The sequence below is a fragment of the Prevotella phocaeensis genome, assembly GCF_900065875.1.
Lineage (GTDB): Bacteria > Bacteroidota > Bacteroidia > Bacteroidales > Bacteroidaceae > Prevotella > Prevotella phocaeensis.
This window is the reverse complement of record NZ_LT160626.1, coordinates 782,635-799,390: the sequence shown is the minus strand read 5'-3', so window position 1 is coordinate 799,390 and position 16,756 is coordinate 782,635. Positions and strand designations below refer to the sequence as shown.

The 16,756-nt window shown below is 41.4% G+C and carries 12 protein-coding genes and 1 pseudogene; 9 read left to right on the top strand and 4 right to left on the bottom strand.

What is annotated here, in order from left to right; all coding sequences use genetic code 11:
- Window positions 1-146: 146 nt before the first annotated feature.
- The gene (locus BN3912_RS11435; RefSeq protein ID WP_023983909.1) at window positions 147-4,196 is read right to left on the bottom strand and encodes a hybrid sensor histidine kinase/response regulator transcription factor; all 4,050 of its coding nucleotides are present in this window, start codon (window positions 4,194-4,196) and stop codon (window positions 147-149) included.
- 231 nt (window positions 4,197-4,427) lie between these two features.
- Between BN3912_RS11435 and BN3912_RS11430 the strand changes: the two genes are divergently transcribed.
- Window positions 4,428-6,224 carry an alpha-L-rhamnosidase-related protein gene (locus BN3912_RS11430; RefSeq protein WP_023983910.1) on the top strand — a complete coding sequence of 599 codons (1,797 nt, stop codon included), beginning with the start codon at window positions 4,428-4,430 and terminating at the stop codon, window positions 6,222-6,224.
- A 932-nt stretch (window positions 6,225-7,156) separates the two neighbouring features.
- Here the strand turns inward: BN3912_RS11430 and BN3912_RS11425 are convergent.
- Together BN3912_RS11425 and BN3912_RS12260 are read right to left on the bottom strand one after the other, a co-directional pair.
- Window positions 7,157-7,387, bottom strand: coding sequence for a hypothetical protein (locus tag BN3912_RS11425; RefSeq protein ID WP_154665164.1), 231 nt, complete (start codon window positions 7,385-7,387; stop codon window positions 7,157-7,159).
- A 391-nt stretch (window positions 7,388-7,778) separates the two neighbouring features.
- Window positions 7,779-7,994, bottom strand: a complete 216-nt coding sequence (locus BN3912_RS12260) for a hypothetical protein (RefSeq protein WP_154665162.1) — start codon at window positions 7,992-7,994, stop codon at window positions 7,779-7,781.
- 109 nt (window positions 7,995-8,103) lie between these two features.
- Here BN3912_RS12260 and BN3912_RS12650 point away from each other — a divergent pair.
- The 8 genes and pseudogenes from BN3912_RS12650 to BN3912_RS11385 all read left to right on the top strand — a co-directional run.
- Window positions 8,104-8,325, top strand: a pseudogene (locus BN3912_RS12650) (DUF5131 family protein); the annotation flags it as partial.
- A gap of 264 nt (window positions 8,326-8,589) precedes the next feature.
- Window positions 8,590-8,793, top strand: coding sequence for a hypothetical protein (locus tag BN3912_RS12565; RefSeq protein ID WP_230204696.1), 204 nt, complete (start codon window positions 8,590-8,592; stop codon window positions 8,791-8,793).
- A 1,004-nt stretch (window positions 8,794-9,797) separates the two neighbouring features.
- On the top strand, window positions 9,798-11,021 hold the full coding sequence (locus BN3912_RS11410; protein ID WP_004354475.1) for a site-specific integrase: 1,224 nt from the start codon (window positions 9,798-9,800) through the stop codon (window positions 11,019-11,021).
- Between the two features lie 116 nt (window positions 11,022-11,137).
- Window positions 11,138-11,341: a helix-turn-helix transcriptional regulator gene (locus BN3912_RS11405; protein WP_004354390.1), complete on the top strand. Its 204-nt coding sequence runs from the start codon at window positions 11,138-11,140 to the stop codon at window positions 11,339-11,341.
- 92 nt (window positions 11,342-11,433) lie between these two features.
- Window positions 11,434-13,038 carry an AAA family ATPase gene (locus BN3912_RS11400; protein ID WP_064972326.1) on the top strand — a complete coding sequence of 535 codons (1,605 nt, stop codon included), beginning with the start codon at window positions 11,434-11,436 and terminating at the stop codon, window positions 13,036-13,038.
- A 24-nt stretch (window positions 13,039-13,062) separates the two neighbouring features.
- A complete protein-coding gene (locus tag BN3912_RS11395) occupies window positions 13,063-13,890 on the top strand; it encodes a GIY-YIG nuclease family protein (protein WP_023983915.1) in 828 nt (275 codons plus the stop codon).
- A 15-nt stretch (window positions 13,891-13,905) separates the two neighbouring features.
- Window positions 13,906-14,388 (top strand): hypothetical protein, encoded by a 483-nt coding sequence (locus BN3912_RS11390; RefSeq protein WP_004354433.1) that lies wholly within the window; start codon window positions 13,906-13,908, stop codon window positions 14,386-14,388.
- Between the two features lie 117 nt (window positions 14,389-14,505).
- Complete coding sequence (locus tag BN3912_RS11385; protein ID WP_004354436.1) at window positions 14,506-16,050, top strand: RNA-binding domain-containing protein; 1,545 nt, start codon at window positions 14,506-14,508, stop codon at window positions 16,048-16,050.
- A gap of 58 nt (window positions 16,051-16,108) precedes the next feature.
- Here the strand turns inward: BN3912_RS11385 and BN3912_RS11380 are convergent, their stop codons facing one another.
- A complete protein-coding gene (locus tag BN3912_RS11380) occupies window positions 16,109-16,756 on the bottom strand; it encodes a hypothetical protein (RefSeq protein ID WP_004354456.1) in 648 nt (215 codons plus the stop codon).

Below are 16,756 nucleotides of genomic sequence, written 5' to 3'. Positions count from 1 at the left end.
TAAAAGTATCTTATTCCCTCTCTCATCAAGCTTATATATGGAAGGGAAATAAGATACTTTTTCATTTGATTCTATCTATGGGATAAATATACCCAATTATTACTGCAACTTATTGCCTTGATACAAAAGTATGTACTGGATTCATATCATTTATAACCAGTAAGATAGTCCTTGGGCGAAATTCCAAAATGCTTCTTGAAACATGACGAGAAGTGCGACTGCGTGCCGAAGCCTACCATGAAGCCTATTTCGTTCAACGGATACTCCCGCAGTTTAATCAACTCTACCGAGCGATTCAGCCTGAACACACGCAGGAAGTCATTGGGCATCATGCCCGTCAACGACTTTACTTTCCGATAGAAGTTGGTACGGCTGAAACCCAGATCACGACCAAGAGCGTTCACGTTTAGATCGCTATCGGCTATGTGCTTATCAATATAGCTGTTCAGCCTGTCCAGAAAACGCTTGTCGAGGGGACTCATCTCTGAGTTGATTTTATCCAGTTCCTCCCGTTCCTCCGCCGTATAACCGCCACTGGTGCGGGCTATAAGCTTCTGGTTGTAGGTTGACCGACGGAAGACACTACCAATCATCGAGAGTAGCAATTCTGGGTTAAACGGTTTGTTGAGATACATGTCAGCACCTTCTTTGTAGCCCTTTATCTTGTCCTTATCAAGAGTTTTGGCGGTAAGTAGGATGACAGGAATATGGCACAGCATGGCGTCTCTCTTGATGGCTCCACAAAGGGCAAAGCCATCCATGCGAGGCATCATTACGTCACTGATAACCAGGTCAGGTCCCGACTCCCTTATCCGTTCAAGCGCCTCAATTCCGTTAGCAGCTGCATCGATGGCATAACGGTCCTGAAGGATATTTCGCAACAGCACTACCATCTCGTTATTGTCCTCTACAACAAGAATACGCTTGCGCTCATCAACGATGAATTCGTTGGCAACGTCCGTATCCGTATCGTTGACAAACGGGGCATTGCCCGTAAATATGCCATCCTTCTGCGCCAAAATGCTGTCGGCATCCTTGAAGGTTATCTCACCAGCCGTGTAAGCCGTCTCGTCTACAGGAATCGTTACGGTGAAGACCATACCCTTTTCGGCTCGATTGCGGACCGTGATGGTGCCCTTATGGTTATCTACCAGATGCTTCACGTAGTTCAGGCCAACACCGTTACCCATTATCTTTGAGGTTTCATTCCCCTTTACTAATCTCTTGAAACGGTCAAAGATACCGGGCAGAAGTGATTCCTCAACGCCGTTACCATCATCTTCTACCTCCAGAACGAGAAAATGCCGCGTAGTACCAGCGTCCTCTGATCCAACCGAACGACGCTCCAGCTCTACGCTCACGTTAACATGACCACCCATGGGAGTATATTTCACGGCGTTGAGAAGCAAATTGTTCAGTATTTTATCTATCTTGTCGGGATCGTAGAACACCACCATCTGCTCGTAGGGACACGTCAGCGATATCGTGATATTCTTTTCGGCAGCATACAGCTTATAGACATTCACAATGTCGACAATCTGTATGACACAGTCATTATCCGACACACTCAACTTGAGTGTATCATTCTTCAGCCGACCGTAGTCTAGAAGCTGGTTTACCAGCCTCAGAAGGCGCTCTGAATTCTTATCTATCAGCGTCAGCAGCGACAGGCTCTCTGGGTTATTTATCGTCTTGTCCTTCAGAAGAATCTTGATAGGATCATATATCATTGTCAGCGGTGTGCGCAACTCATGCGAAATGTTGGTAAAGAAGCTTACCTTCATCTGGGCCAGACGTTTTTCGCGCCTTATCTCGTTGCTCTCCATGATGGCACGCTCCTTTTTCAGCTTCAGTCTGATGTACACACGGTTAATCAGGAATAGCACTAAAAAGAACAACGTGATATAAACCATAATAGCCCAGGGCGTCATCCACGGACTCGGCAGCACTTTGATTGTCAGCAACATGTGTTCCTGCTCCCATTCGTCGGCCCCATTCTTTATCTTGACTTTGAACACATAGGTAGCGGCGGGCAGATTGGAGTAGCTAGCACGATTATACTCTCCGGTATAGTTCCAGTCCTTATCAAAGCCCTCGAGCTTATAGGCATACTCTATGTTTTTCGGCGTTTCATAAGTTAGGCCAATGAAGTCAACGCTGAATACGTTCTCATCATGTTTCAGCTCTATCTCACGAGTACGTGAGATATGCCGTGTCAGAATTCCCTTCTCTCTTTCGGTTGAGATGGGCACGCTCTTGTTGAACACCTTCAGGTCGGCCAGCAACACGGGGACGTTACGCGCCGTATTATTGATATTACGGCACAGCACCTGTGTAACACCGTGGTTGCCACCAAAGAGGATTTCTCCCTCGTCGGTCATACATTCCGATTTCTCGTGATACTGATCGCCAGCCGTGCCATCAGTCATGAAATAGGGACGAACCTTATCGGTAATCAGGTTTATCCTATATAGTCCAAACGAGGAGCTCACCCAAAGGTTGGCCAATTTATCCTCTTCTATACCCAAAATATCGTTGCTGCGCAATCCATTCGAATAGCTGAAAACCGTCAATCGGCGCTTCTGAGGACAGTAAACCATGAGACCATTGCCGTAAGTACCTATCACGATACGATTGCCTGATATGCGCTTTAGGTTAACCACATTCTTAAACATAATCAAATATTTCGGGTCGAGTGCTCGTGTCCTGAGACTGTTTACATCAATATAATAGATATTATCTCCATAGGCCGAAAAAAGCATTGTCGATGCTGACAGCGGCACGAGGCATGTAATGTTGTTCGATTTACCTGTAGCCGGCAGAAAGCTCTTTTCCTTTTGCAAGTCACTGCCGTAGATAGTAATGCCCTTGAACGACGAGCCGGTCCAGATACGACCGTGTGGATCCTCAGCCATGGTGACGATATTGCCGACATCAGCAAACGACTTTTTCAGGCTAAGCGTGCCCCCCGTAATATCGAAAACCAACAGGCTGTTCTCGTTACATACCCAAAGTCTGTTGGAAGAGTCGATGAAAAGAGACTGGATAAAATTGCCGAGCTGCCGGAATATGGCGCTTGTTCGTGAGCTGTACTCCGTGATCGCATGACTGCGTTTGTTATACCTGACAAGCCCACTGTACCGCGTTCCTATCCACAGATTTCCGTGGTGGTCGTCACGTATGCGAGTCACAAACTTGTCTTTGAGCCCGGCTATGAGAGCCTTATCGGTGTCGAATATCTTTTTCTGGAAGAGACATTTCACCCCACTATTAAACGTTCCCAGCCATAAGTTACCGCTACGGTCGGCATAAGAACACGTCAAATCCATAATACCCGTGTAAAGCGAAGCGTCTGTATTGGGAAAGTGTATGAAGTTGCCCTTGTAGAAGTCAAAAAATTTCAGCTTGTTATCCTTGGTGCCTATTACTACCTTGCCGGGGGCATACCCCCTAATATACTTAACAGACATGTGCCTCAGCGCAAGCGGAATAGCCGCTGGCAAAAAAGTATAGGTATCCTTGTCAAGAGCCACGAGCCCGTTCTTGGTGCCTAATAGGATATTACAGCCCGGTGCCTGATAAATGCTATACACCTCTTTCGTTGCGCCAAAGTCTATCTTCCGACAAAGATTCATGGAGGTATCGAAGCACATCACCTCATTATCGTCGCACACCGCCCAGATTTGTCCATGCGAATCGACGATAGATCTTTGTACCACCTGCCCCTCAAGGCTGATGACAGGCACAAGCCGTCCGCTACCCTTCCTCACTTCATATATGCCGCCATAGCCGTAGGTGTACAGATGCCTGCCAGAGAAAAAGAAGCCAAGACAATAGTTGTTTCCCATACGGTGTTCCATACGATAGTTAGTAAACTGCCAGGTATTCATGTCGAACATTGACACCCCGTCACCCGTGGCACACCAAAGGGCCCTGCCATCAAAATAAAGCGCGTTTACGTTGTCAGAACCGATAGAATGGGGTTGCCGCTGCGAATGATAGAACACGTTATAGTCCACGCCATCATAGCGGCATAGACCCTTTGCCGTAGCTATCCACATGAAACCCTGGTCGTCCTGCACCAAGTCGTTGACATGCAAGTTCGATATGCTGCTGACTATACGTGACAGCAGAAACTGCGACGCAGCTGACAGCGGGAACAGCACGAGAAACAGGATGACAAGGTATTTCTGCATAAATCTTTTCAGATAGGTTTTTCAGTGAACAAAGATACATAAAAATTTCATGTTCCTTTCATCAATATACTCGAAAAACACACTCTATAGGTAATTTTGAAACAAAAGTAAAAATCCATGAAACAAATTACAAAATAAATAAATCAATACTTACATTAAACGATATAAACGCGAAAGAATGATATGAAAATTATCGTTAATATTGCACTTAGAAATTAAAAAACAAATATTTTGAAACCATTTCACCATCTTCTACTGACAATATATGCCCTGATGCTACCCGCCATGGGTAGGGGCATGCTTTCCAACCATGTGCCGAACCATGACATAGAAAGTTCCTATAATCTTATTACCGAACACATCACACCTCAGCGCGTCCTGTGGGTATCAGACTCTACGGGAAGGAATATCCGCAGAGTCGAAAACCTGACGCGCCCTTTTTCGGGACAGGTATCGGTAGCGGACACGTCCTATACCGTCATGATAAGCCACCGCGGGCACAAAGCGGCTATTCTACTCGACTTCGGACGAGAGATACAAGGCGGTATAGAGATTGCATCGTCCATTCGTGCCACACAGACGCCCGTGGCTCTGAAAGTACGCTTCGGCGAGTCAGTTACCGAGGCCATGAGCCCCATGACCGACAAGAACAGTGCCTCAAACGACCATGCTCTGCGCGACTTCGTCATTAACGCCCCTTGGTTAGGCACCATACAAACAGGCAACTCAGGATTTCGCTTTGTTTGCATTGAACTTGAAGACACCGCCATACAGTATAACCTGAAAGCCGTCAGAGCCGTAGCCCACTACCAGAACATTCCTTATCTGGGAAGCTTTGAAACAGATAACCCACAGCTGAACGACATCTGGCGTACCGGCGCATATACCGTTCACCTGTGTATGCAGAAGTATCTCTGGGACGGCATTAAGCGCGACCGTCTCGTGTGGGTAGGCGACCTCCATCCCGAAGTGATGACGGTACTCTCGGTCTTCGGACAAAACGACGCCGTAAACCGTAGCCTAGATTTCGCGCGTGACGACACGCCACTGCCAGGATGGATGAATAGCATGTGCTCTTACTCACTTTGGTGGCTTATCATCCAGCGCGATCAATATCTCTACCGTGGCAACCTTGACTATCTGAAGACCCAGCACGCTTATATCAAGACACTTCTCAGACAGATTTGCCACCTTATTGATAGAAATGGTAACGAGCACCTTAATGGCACCCGCTTCCTCGACTGGCCTACCTCCGATAACCCCGCGGTCATCAACTCGGGCCTCCACTCGCTGTGTTACATGGCCGTCAATGCAGGCATCGAGCTGGGACATGCGTTAGCTGACGACGATCTGGTCAGAATGTGCACAGCCACGGCCGCCGACCTGAAGCAAGCCAGTTTGCCCAACTGCGACAACAAGGAAGCAGCAGCACTGAAGATAATATCAGGCCTGAGCAAGGGCACCGTCGACCGTGATGTTATTCTCAAGGATGGCGCACGCCACTTCTCTACTTTCTATGGCTATTACATGCTGGAGGCGTTGGCCCGTAGCGGGAAATACGATGAAGCTACCGACATCATTACCAAATACTGGGGCGGCATGATCAACCTTGGCGCCACCACCTTTTGGGAGGAACTGAACTATGATGACATAGCGCGCGCTGGACGCATTGATGAATTTGTGGGCAGTGGGCAGTATGACATTCACGCCGACGGCGGAAACTATTGCTACAAGGGCCTCCGCATGAGTCTTTGCCACGGATGGGCGTCAGGCGTGACTCCATGGATGACACGTTACATCTTAGGTATCGTGCCTACCGAGCCAGGCTGCCGTGCCGTCACCATAGAGCCCCACTTATGCGGCTGCACGGTGGCCCGGGGTACCTTCCCCACACCACTCGGTATCATTACTGTCAGCCATCGCAAGGGTACCGATGGAACCGTATACAGCACCATTAAGGCTCCCAAAGGTGTACGCGTCACGCTAAAGAACACCGTGGCCGAAAATGGCTCACCGCTTACCGAATAACTTTAACATCATGTTACAAGGATCTTGAGAAACAGTCTAAAAGCTTGTATATCATGAAAGTGAACAACATCAAGACGATGAAGACTATCAAGAAACAATCACAGGGGACTGTTATCGGTTCCTGAACAATACGCCAGAAGCCCGAGCTAAAAAACGGCTCAGATTTCCCTTTTTGTTTTTCCATCTGCCCATAAGCATGGCATCAGTAAGCCAACAAAGAGTAAGGTACGAAACACGACCTCACCTTGCCCCTCCAAAGGCTAGAATACCCCTACGCCCTTCCGGAAAGTCCTCTATAACACCATAACAGAGGCCTTATAACGCAGAGACCGAGACACAAGCCCACAGACGTCACGATGGTGTAAAGTTGCAGATCTGGTAACATACAGACCGAAGCCTGACAGTGAAAAAGATTGACAACAATATCGTAAATGTTGCGTGACAAGTCTGAAAAGAAGTTGCCTTCAGCTCGAAAAGATATTGCTTACAGCCTAAAAAGACATCACCTATAGCCCGTAGAGGCATAGCCTCCAGCCTGTAAAGGATACGGCGATTACGGTGTAAAGAACACACCTCTGCGCCATAAGGGTAAGGTTTTTACAAGGCTTTTAGCAAAAGAATAAGAAGTGGCGTAAACATCTTATTATAAAACATTTAAAAAACCTTACGCCCTAATGGCTCTATCATTACGCTGTAAAGGAGCTGAAAGGCAGCTATAAAGACCGTAAACCGTTGAGACGTACTTCATCACGCTCCTAACCATGTATGTGATGAGGCAAGGATATGCTGAGACGAGAATACAAGGGCTTGTACCGAAATTATGGGCGTGATAAATCATCCCCATATAAACTTACACGTAACAGTATACAGGAATACCATACATCCTCAGGGCCTTTTCTACACTCTTCCTTTCACTATAAGGGTAATAAGGGTTACCTGATAATCCCTTTCTTACCACCAATGATGTAAACGCCACAGCTCAGCTCTTGGTTTGATCGACCAACGAGTTGCACGTTGAGGTTATACACTCTACCGGCATCAGCCTCGGAGGCGGCGACAACGGAAATGCCGATGGTCTGGCCTGTAACCTTAATGTTATCCACAGTCCAGTAATAAGAGAGGCCGAGGACATAGCTATCATAGACATGGAAATGAATCTTCATCGTGTCTGAGGCGTATTTGCTCAAGTTAATCATAAGCTTGGTGTACTTTCTCCACTACGTTTTGCCGTCAGCATGCAGGGGATAATCAGTCAGGCGGTTAAAGACCGACATCCATGTGGTATCGTCGTCACTGCTCACTTCCATATAAAACTGCAGAGCATTCTTCGAGTTCATATTGGCAGTCATAGTGAATGACCAAAACTCAAACGTGGTGCCACTCGCAAAGGTTATGGAAGTAAGATTATGGTCCTCATGCTTGCTGTCCCATACCGATTAGTACTTGGAGGTATGAAGACCTACGTAAGAACGATAGTAGCCATTGTTGGTCTGCAAATCCTCGGTAAGATACTAGCCACGATCGTTTCTGTTGCTCCCCCCAACCGTTAGGATTCTACGTATTTTCCCTGTCTTCATACAAGATAGCGATCTCACCGCTTTGTCCACTTTGGGTAACCCTCAACGTAGTCTTCACGTCAGAGTCGACCTTATCGATAAAAATGATGACGGCCGTGTGCTCGCTGTTAGTGGTCACTGAAAGTTGTGTATCGCCCGATCCGCCCGATATAAACAAAAGACATTTGAGATGTTTCGGATCTCTTTCTGACACTTAAGCATAATCCTTTGTATTTTAGTAACATAAAGTTACAACAATTTTCGCTAATCACCAAATATACAGATACTTACAATTTGTCTAACTCGCGTTAAAAAATCTAAAGGGTATCGAACGGGTTACTGTTGGAATAAAATGTAGCACTCTAGCTCAACCGATAAGGAAAGAATGGGTAGTAAAACTAAATGAACAAGCAGAAAAGCAGGGCACAACATTCTTTTTTAAGCAGTGGAGAGTATGGGGAAATGATAGTATTAAATGCAATAAACACGTAAATAGAAAGATGCTTTATGAGCAAATAATTCAAGAAATATCAAATGATAAGTAAGCAAAATTAGTTTATATAAAATATTTATTGGCATATTCCGTCTTTCTATTAGATGTGGAAAAAATAAAAGTATGAAGTTAACAGAGGCAAAACGTTTCTCATTTACGAAAGGATTTTATTTCGGCGAGAAGCATTGTTTTCGTATATACTGTCAAGCAATTCTTCTGAAAAGCCAAAGGTCTATCCTTATCGGTAGTCGGGTTACAAACAGACATGGGCCTTACCAGTGTAAACACATGATTAAAGCGTTTCAAAGCCGAGAGCATGGAAGGGAGAAACCGTTCTGGACAGGGACGCAAACCTGTAATGGATTGCTCGAACAAGGATGTAGTCTGTCATGCGATAAAACAGAACAGACAGAGCGTGAGCAAGACAAGGGCACCATGGGAGCAGGCATTAGGCAAAGAGGCGAACAGCTCAACTTTCGAACACGTTTTATCCACATTAGCGCAAGATATAAGCGAATAAGAAACGTCCAAGGGAATACCTTCTCCACAACTCTATGAATACACAGTCGAGAAGTTGCAAGAACTTGAGAGCTGGGCATTCGAAAGACGGATAAAGCTATATTATGCGGATGAAAGCCACATATGTATCGAAGGATACGTTCCTTATGGCTGGCAACTAAAAGGGGAAGGGAGTTTATATTCTATCCCATAAAGTAATGTATCTTAACATTTTTGGAATAATAAAGTGTGACAATCATTACAAAGGTTTTACTACGTTTGGAAAAATGACGGCAAACAAGTTTGTCTGTTTCTTTCACGAATTTTCTTTCGATTTAGAGTTGGATACGTTTGTCGTTCTTGACAATGTCACTATTCATAGAAACAAGAAAATCAAAGAGCCTCGAGCCATTTGAGAGAAAAGAGGGCTTTTTCTCTTCTACCTTCCACCATATTATCCGCAATTGAACATTGCCGAGACTCTTTGGCAGTACTCAAGGGGAAATGGATTAGACCACAAGACTATGAAGCCTCCGACATGTTTTTCTATACCACCAACAGGACATTAGAGGACATCGGTAAGGGGCTGCATATAAACTTCTCTAAACATGTTGCTTAATTTTGATTAGCTACTTAAGTAATTATACAATAAAAATCACGGGGTGTTTCTTTATTATAGCAAAGATTACCGACTAGGAACAATTTGGGAGCATTTATAAAACAAGAAAAAGCTAATTGTTTAGTTATCAACCACTTAACCTTTTACTTTGTACCCAGACCCGGTACAGAGTGGGTAAAACAAGAGAAATGAAAAGAATATATTATATTGATAATCAGCTATTTATAATTTTCTTATATTTGGCTACTTTGCCCATTTTTACCTGTTTTTAGTTAGATAGTACACTTTTAGTACACTTTGGCATTCGGAACTTTTTAGTATCTTTGCAAAATAAGAAAACATCTGAAAATAAACGAGTTAATGATTTTACTCGGTTTGATACACATTTAGGTACATAACTATCAATTATGGCAAAATTAGAAAATAAAGCAAAAGAAAACCCGAAATTGGAGCAAAATGTGCTATCTGATGGTCGGATAAGTCTTTATCTGGAGTATTATCTCGGTAGAGAAGAAACACCGGTTTTAGACGAAAACGGCAAGCCCGTTTTGTACGAAACAGGCAAGATGATGGGCAAGCCAAAAGTACATATTAAGCACAACAGGCGAAAAGAAAATTTGCAGTTGTACTTGATAGCTAAGCCTCGTACTCCAGCGGAACGACAACAGAACAAGGAAACACTTAAATTGGCTGCCAAAATTCGTGCAGAGCGGGAACAACAGTTTAAGGAGAGTATGCTTGGTTATCGCCTGAAGAAAGACAGAAATGTCAATTTCTTGGACTATTATCAGGCTTACATAGACAGTTATACGAAGAAAGACTTGCGGATGATAAAGATAGCCTTGAATCGTTTTAAAGATTTTCTGAAAGAGCAATATCCAGTTTATGAGTTTGGCATTAAGCCCGACTTGATAACCAAGGATATGATGGAACAATTTGTTGAATACCTACAATCGAGAAGTGTCGGCGAAGGAGCAAAGAGTATCTATCAGCGTTTCAAGAAAGTTGTTCGTTATGCCATCGATCACGAAGTGATGTTGAAAGACCCTTGTAAGGGAGTCGTGTGCAAGGTGGATGAGCAGATTTTACGCAAAGATGTGTTGTCAATGGATGAGATTCAATCACTGATTCAATGCCATTATGATAATGAAAATCCCAATGTCAGGCGAGCCTTTATCCTTTGTCTGTATTGTGGTCTGCGCTTCTGTGATGTAAAAGACCTTACCTATAAGAATGTAGATTATACCAATCGCCTACTGAAGTTTGAACAGAATAAGACCAAAGGACATTCTGCACATAGTGGTGTTATTATTCCTCTCAATGACGGCTTACTCTCTTTAATTGGCGAAGCTCCTGAAGATTTAAATTCTTCTATCTTCAACCTCCCCTCGTATGAGAGTTGCAGCAAATCTGTGAAACGATGGATAAAGCGTGCAGGTATCAATAAACACATTAGTTGGCATTGTGCTCGCCACAGTTTTGCTGTGAATATTCTGAATAATGGTGCCAACATCAAGACCGTTGCCAGCCTATTGGGGCATAGCGGATTGAAACATACCGAGAAATACACTCGGGCGGTGGATAAGTTGAAGTCGGAGGCAATCAATAGTTTGCCAGAATTGAACATTTAAGATGAAAAATGAATTGAAAAACATTTTTTTGATTGAATAAGACAGTTTTTTGCTTGAAAAAGCATGTGCTTTAAGAAATAATGAATAACTTTATAGCGTAATCAAGTTACATAAGCATGGAACGGAAGAAAATCAATCGCCTAAAGGTGGTACTTGCCGAAAAAGGTATGACAAATAAACAACTGGCAGAAATCCTTGACAAAGACCCTGCCGTTATATCAAAGTGGGTTACAAATGTTGCTCAGCCCAATGTTGAAATGTTCATCCAGTTGGCAAAGATATTGGGAGTGAGAGTTGATGATTTGTTGTGGATAAAATAGAACTGCCAAATATTATTACATCTATGGATATCCACGTTAACTCTATATGTTAGTTGTCATTTTATTATAAAATTTTATTTTTTTAGGAATATATGAAGATTAAGGAAATAAAACTAAATAAATTTAAGCGTTTTACAGATTTAACAATTACGGAACTACCTGAAACTGCAAAACTTGTTATACTTGTAGGTCCTAACGGCTGTGGGAAGACTTCCGTTTTTGAAGGTCTTTACTATTGGTATAGATATTATGGGTTCAATACTCATTGGGAAAAAGACTATTATATAAAAGTCGCAAATAAAAACGAAGCAGGCAGTAGCTGGTTTCGAGATTTAGTTACTCTTTCTACCTATGACACAAATCTTAATAGTAGTAATGAAATCCATGGTCGTTTTTATTTTAGAACTGCACATAGAAATGAACCAGATTTTACAACATCTAGTCTTTCAAGGCAAAATGACCCTAAAGAAGTTACTAAATATAATTCTTTAATGCAAACGGATACAGTCGTATCTGAAAATTATCAAAGATTAATTTCTAGTACTTTATCAAGTCTTTTTGACAATCAAAATAATGATAAATCTGTCAAAGATTTAAGGGAAGAGCTAATTGGTAAAATACAGACTTCTTTAAGTCACGTTTTTGATGATTTAAAACTATCCAGCATAGGTGACCCATTAGTAAATGGTTGCTTTTATTTCACAAAGGGGGAGTCAGAAAACTTCCATTATAGAAATCTATCGGCAGGAGAAAAATCAGCCTTTGATTTACTTTTGGATATGATTATCAAGTCTGTTTATTTAAATAATACAATTTATTGCATAGATGAACCTGAAACTCATATGCATACAGCTTTGCAATCCAAGCTAATAGCTGAAATGTATAATTTGGTTCCTGATAACGGGCAACTTTGGCTTACAACTCACTCTATCGGTATGCTGAAGGAAGCAAAGAAGATTGAAGAGCAACACCCTAACACTGTATGTTTCCTTAATTTCACGGATATAGATTTTGATGTACCAGTGATAATAAAACCTTCAACTATAGACTCTACTATTTGGAATAAGTTTTTAGAACTAGCATTTGGAGATTTTTCAAAGTTAATTGCTCCAGAAAGAGTTGTGTTTTGTGAAGGTTCTGTAAATGGAGCTTCTCGCAAAAATTTTGATGCCGATATCTATACTAAAATCTTTTCTGCAAAATATCCTGGGACGTCTTTTGTTTCTATTGGTTCGTGTTCTGAGATTGAAGATGAAAGCAATATTAGCATGCAGATTATTTCTCGTGTTCTAGAACATTCAAATATAATAAAGTTAGTAGACCGCGATGACAAGAGTGAAGAAGAAGTAAGCAGCCTTCACGATAGAGGTATTAAGGTATTAGCCAAGCGCCATATTGAATGTTATCTTCTTGATGATGAAATAATAACTAAATTATGTATAGTGCAGGGAAAAAGAGATAAAATAGAAGAATGTTTAACTGCTAAAAAGACAGAGATTGATCGAAGTATTAGCCGTGGAAACCCCAAAGATGATATAAAATCAGCAAGTGGACAAATATATACGGATCTTAAGCGTATATTATCACTTACTCAATGTGGAAATGACACTGCTTCTTTTCTAAAATTTACAATGTCCCCTCTGATAACACAGGATACTAAAATATATACGGAATTAGAAAGTAATATTTTTGCTTAACAAATTATTTTTTTAATTATTTCTATGGGAAAAACTGTAACAACATATTTATTAGATGCTGATCCGAAAGGAACACAGTATGTTTTTATCAGTAATAAGATTTGTCAAATGTATGTAATTCCTCGCTCACATCTTTCAATCTTGAATGAGCGATACGAGTTACAGACACCAGCTTTTTACATTCTATTGGGTGAAGACGAAGAGACGAAACCGAAAGCATATATTGGAGAGACTGAAAACTTTCGTGAACGAGTGAGAGACCATGAGAGCAAAAAAGCTTTTTGGCAAAAAGCCTTGCTTTTTATTTCTAAAGATGCAGCAATGACTAAAGCCGATGTGCAATACTTAGAGCATAAAGCGATAGCGGAAGCGAAAGTTTCAAATTCTTTCGTATTAAATGAAAATAAGCAAACGCCTAAAGCACCTAATCTTCCGGAATATCGTAAGGATGATATGGACGAATTTTTCGAGGATGTAAAATTTCTCACATCTTTCATTGGTTGTGGTATATTTGATATTGCCAAACCAAAAGAAGAACATCTTTTCTTTACAAAGGGACGTGGTTGTGATGCAAAAGGTTTTTATCATAGTAAAGGCTTTACTGTGCTGAAAGGAAGCACGATAGTGAGTTCTTCTTCTCCTTCCTTTAAATGGAAAAATAAACGTGAAAAGATGTTGAGCGAATATACGCACTCTTCTAAAGGGAAATTAGAATTGAGTTCAGATACAACTTTTAATAGCCCGAGTACTGCTGCTGATTTCTGTATAGGGAGTAGTAATAATGGTTGGCTTGTTTGGAAAGATAAAGATGGAAACACTTTAGATTCTGTGTATAGAAAACAATTAGAGTAATATAAAACTATCGGAATGGACGTGAATGTTATATTAGGTTTTATAAGTATAGTAGTTACTTTGCTGTGTGCCTACTTAGGTGCTTTACTTCATCGTAAAACAGAAAGAATAAAAATCATGGAGGGGCAATTATCTGAAAAAAGATACTCTGCTTATGAGAAACTTTATGATTTCTTTTATGATATGTTTAAAAATGCGAAGGATAACAAGACTGTTAATAATAGAGAAATGCGTAATAGACTTCTTGAAGCAAAAAAGGAGTTGATTATGTATGGGACAGACGAGGTTGTTTTTGCATTAAATAGTTATTTAAGTTCTCTTACTGAAGAGAATATCTATAAACAAGTTGATAGTTTCTTGGATGTTATGTTATTGGCAAGGAAAGATATGTGTGGAGAAACAAAGATAAATAGAGATGAAATTTTGTTAAATATAATGCAGGATAAGACGGAAGTACAAAAATTTAAATATATGAAATTAAATAACTTAGAACTGTAGAGAATCTGTAAAAGTACCATAATATAATGATATATAATAGATCTTTATCAAAATATCATTTCTCGTTTAGTATAATCTACTAAAATTATTTCTTAAAGCATCTAACAATCGAATAATATGACCATACAAGAAATAACAACTCGCAAGGAAGACCAGACTTTTGATTGCAAAAGCATTCAAGTTGATCCGAAAGCATTGGCTATTACCATTGTGGCGTTTGCTAATGCTGACGGTGGTGCTATTGCTATCGGTGTGTCTGACAAGACAAGGAAGACAGAAGGAGTTGACCAGCATGCGGAAAAGTTGAATGAGTTGCTTCGTGTTCCTTTGGATTTCTGTAATCCTTCTGTGTCTATTACCAGCGACTTGTTACCATGCACGGATAAAGATGGAAACGAAAATCATATTTTATTGATGCATATTCCTGCAAGTTCTGAACTACATGCTAATCAGGCAGACGAAGCCTATATGCGTGTTGGCGATAAAAGTAGAAAATTGTCTTTTGAAGAACGCATACAATTGATGTACGATAAGGGAGAGCGCTACTATGAGGATACGGCTGTGTATGGTGCTACGGTAGATGATATTGATATGACCGCTGTCGAAAGATATACAGAATTGATTGGTTATGCCAAGTCTGCCAAGCAATATCTACATGAGAATAATAACTTCATAACTACCAATGCAAAGGGAGAGGAGCAGGTTAGTGTAGCTTGTATTCTGTTGTTTGGTAAATATCCTCAAAAATTCTTTCCTCGTGGGCGTACTCGCTTTATCCGTTATAAAGGTACAGAAGAGAGAGTGGGTGCAGAAATGAACGTGATTAAGGACGTAACCTTTGAAGGAACCATACTTGATCAGGTGAAGGCCACGATAGCTTATCTTGAAACCCAAGTGGAGGAACACACTTTCCTAGGACAGCATGGGCAGTTTGTAACCAACAGAGATTATCCAAAGTTTGTTATTCAAGAAATGGTTGTCAACGCTTGCTGTCACCGCGCCTACAATATTAAGGGTACGGAAATCCAAATAAAGATGCTTGACGATCGTCTTGTATTCGAGTCGCCCGGTAGATTACCCGGAACAGTCAAGCCTTCTAATATTCGTCATACCCATTTTTCACGGAATCCTAAAATTGCTCAATTCTTAAAAGCATACGACTTTGTAAAGGAGTTTGGCGAAGGGGTAGATCGTGTGTGCAGGGAATTGGAAGCTAATGGTACACCACATTTATCCCTTCATCTTGATGATTTTATTTTGAAAATCACTGTACCGAAGGTTGTGTTGGAGCAAGAGAAGTCTGTAAAAGAGAATGTAGACAAGGTGACTGATAAACACCTAAAGGTATCTGAAAAAGTGACTGATAAGCAAACTAAGGTAACTGATAGGGTGACTGATAAGCAAACTAAGGTAACTGATAAACGAAAGGTAATAGTGGAGAAAGTTGTAGCTAAAGCATTAGAAAATGGTGATAAATTAACGTCAAATCGTATTACCATCTTGCAATTAATGGCTGAAAATCCTTATATTACCAAGATAGAACTTGCTGCTGCCGTAGGAATCAGTGCCACCTCTATCATGCGTAATATCGAATATATGCGTAATAAGTACCTCCGTCGTGTTGGACCAGATAATGGCGGCTTTTGGGAAATCATAGACTAACATGCAGCGCACAAGCCCAACCAAACGAGAACTTAGGTTGGGCTTGCTTCATATAGGGTTATTTCAATTTCTTTTGCATCAGGCTATCTGCCTTTTGCTTCAATTCCATATCGTAATCATCAGCTTTTCCCTTGATTCGTTTGATAATCTTTTCATTGCGATGAATATCGAACACATCGTTGAGCCATAGAATTTCCTTTGGGCTACATCCTCTCCATACTCTGATGATACGGAATTTCAAGGCATCATCCTTGTATTGCTGTTTACTTTGCCACAAGAAGTAATTGCCGACCAAAGAAACAAAACAAAGGACAGATACTGCTACCATATAAGTAAAGACTTTCGAGGACTTGAGGTCAAAACTGTGCCTGTGAATATGTTCCTGCGGTATTGGATGCTCTTTATTCTCCTGCCATTCGTGCAGCATAGTCAAGACACTTGCCACCAATTTGTCAATGGATTTAGCCTCCTCGTCCTTGATGCGTACTTGTACTCCAATATACTTGTTAATCACGTCTTTTGTGCGCTGTTCATACTGATTGAGCAATTCCTGTTCCTTCTGTTCGTCACTTTGTGCTGGTGCAGATTGAACAGGGAAAGAAGCAGAACCGTTCTCCTTTTCTTTCAGTTCCTTTAGTTCCCTGTAAATTATTTCCAACTTGTTTTTTATTTCCTCGAAGAGGACAAATGTATTATTATCAGCCAT

Coding starts and splice junctions, on each gene's coding strand:
- BN3912_RS11390 (WP_004354433.1), top strand. CDS start 13,906: ATGGACGTGAATGTTATATTAGGTTTTATAAGTATAGTAGTTACTTTG.
- BN3912_RS11405 (WP_004354390.1), top strand. CDS start 11,138: ATGGAACGGAAGAAAATCAATCGCCTAAAGGTGGTACTTGCCGAAAAA.
- BN3912_RS11410 (WP_004354475.1), top strand. CDS start 9,798: ATGGCAAAATTAGAAAATAAAGCAAAAGAAAACCCGAAATTGGAGCAA.
- BN3912_RS11435 (WP_023983909.1), bottom strand. CDS start 4,196: ATGCAGAAATACCTTGTCATCCTGTTTCTCGTGCTGTTCCCGCTGTCA.
- BN3912_RS11395 (WP_023983915.1), top strand. CDS start 13,063: ATGGGAAAAACTGTAACAACATATTTATTAGATGCTGATCCGAAAGGA.
- BN3912_RS11400 (WP_064972326.1), top strand. CDS start 11,434: ATGAAGATTAAGGAAATAAAACTAAATAAATTTAAGCGTTTTACAGAT.
- BN3912_RS11425 (WP_154665164.1), bottom strand. CDS start 7,387: ATGAAGATTCATTTCCATGTCTATGATAGCTATGTCCTCGGCCTCTCT.
- BN3912_RS12565 (WP_230204696.1), top strand. CDS start 8,590: ATGGAAGGGAGAAACCGTTCTGGACAGGGACGCAAACCTGTAATGGAT.
- BN3912_RS11380 (WP_004354456.1), bottom strand. CDS start 16,756: ATGGCTGATAATAATACATTTGTCCTCTTCGAGGAAATAAAAAACAAG.
- BN3912_RS11385 (WP_004354436.1), top strand. CDS start 14,506: ATGACCATACAAGAAATAACAACTCGCAAGGAAGACCAGACTTTTGAT.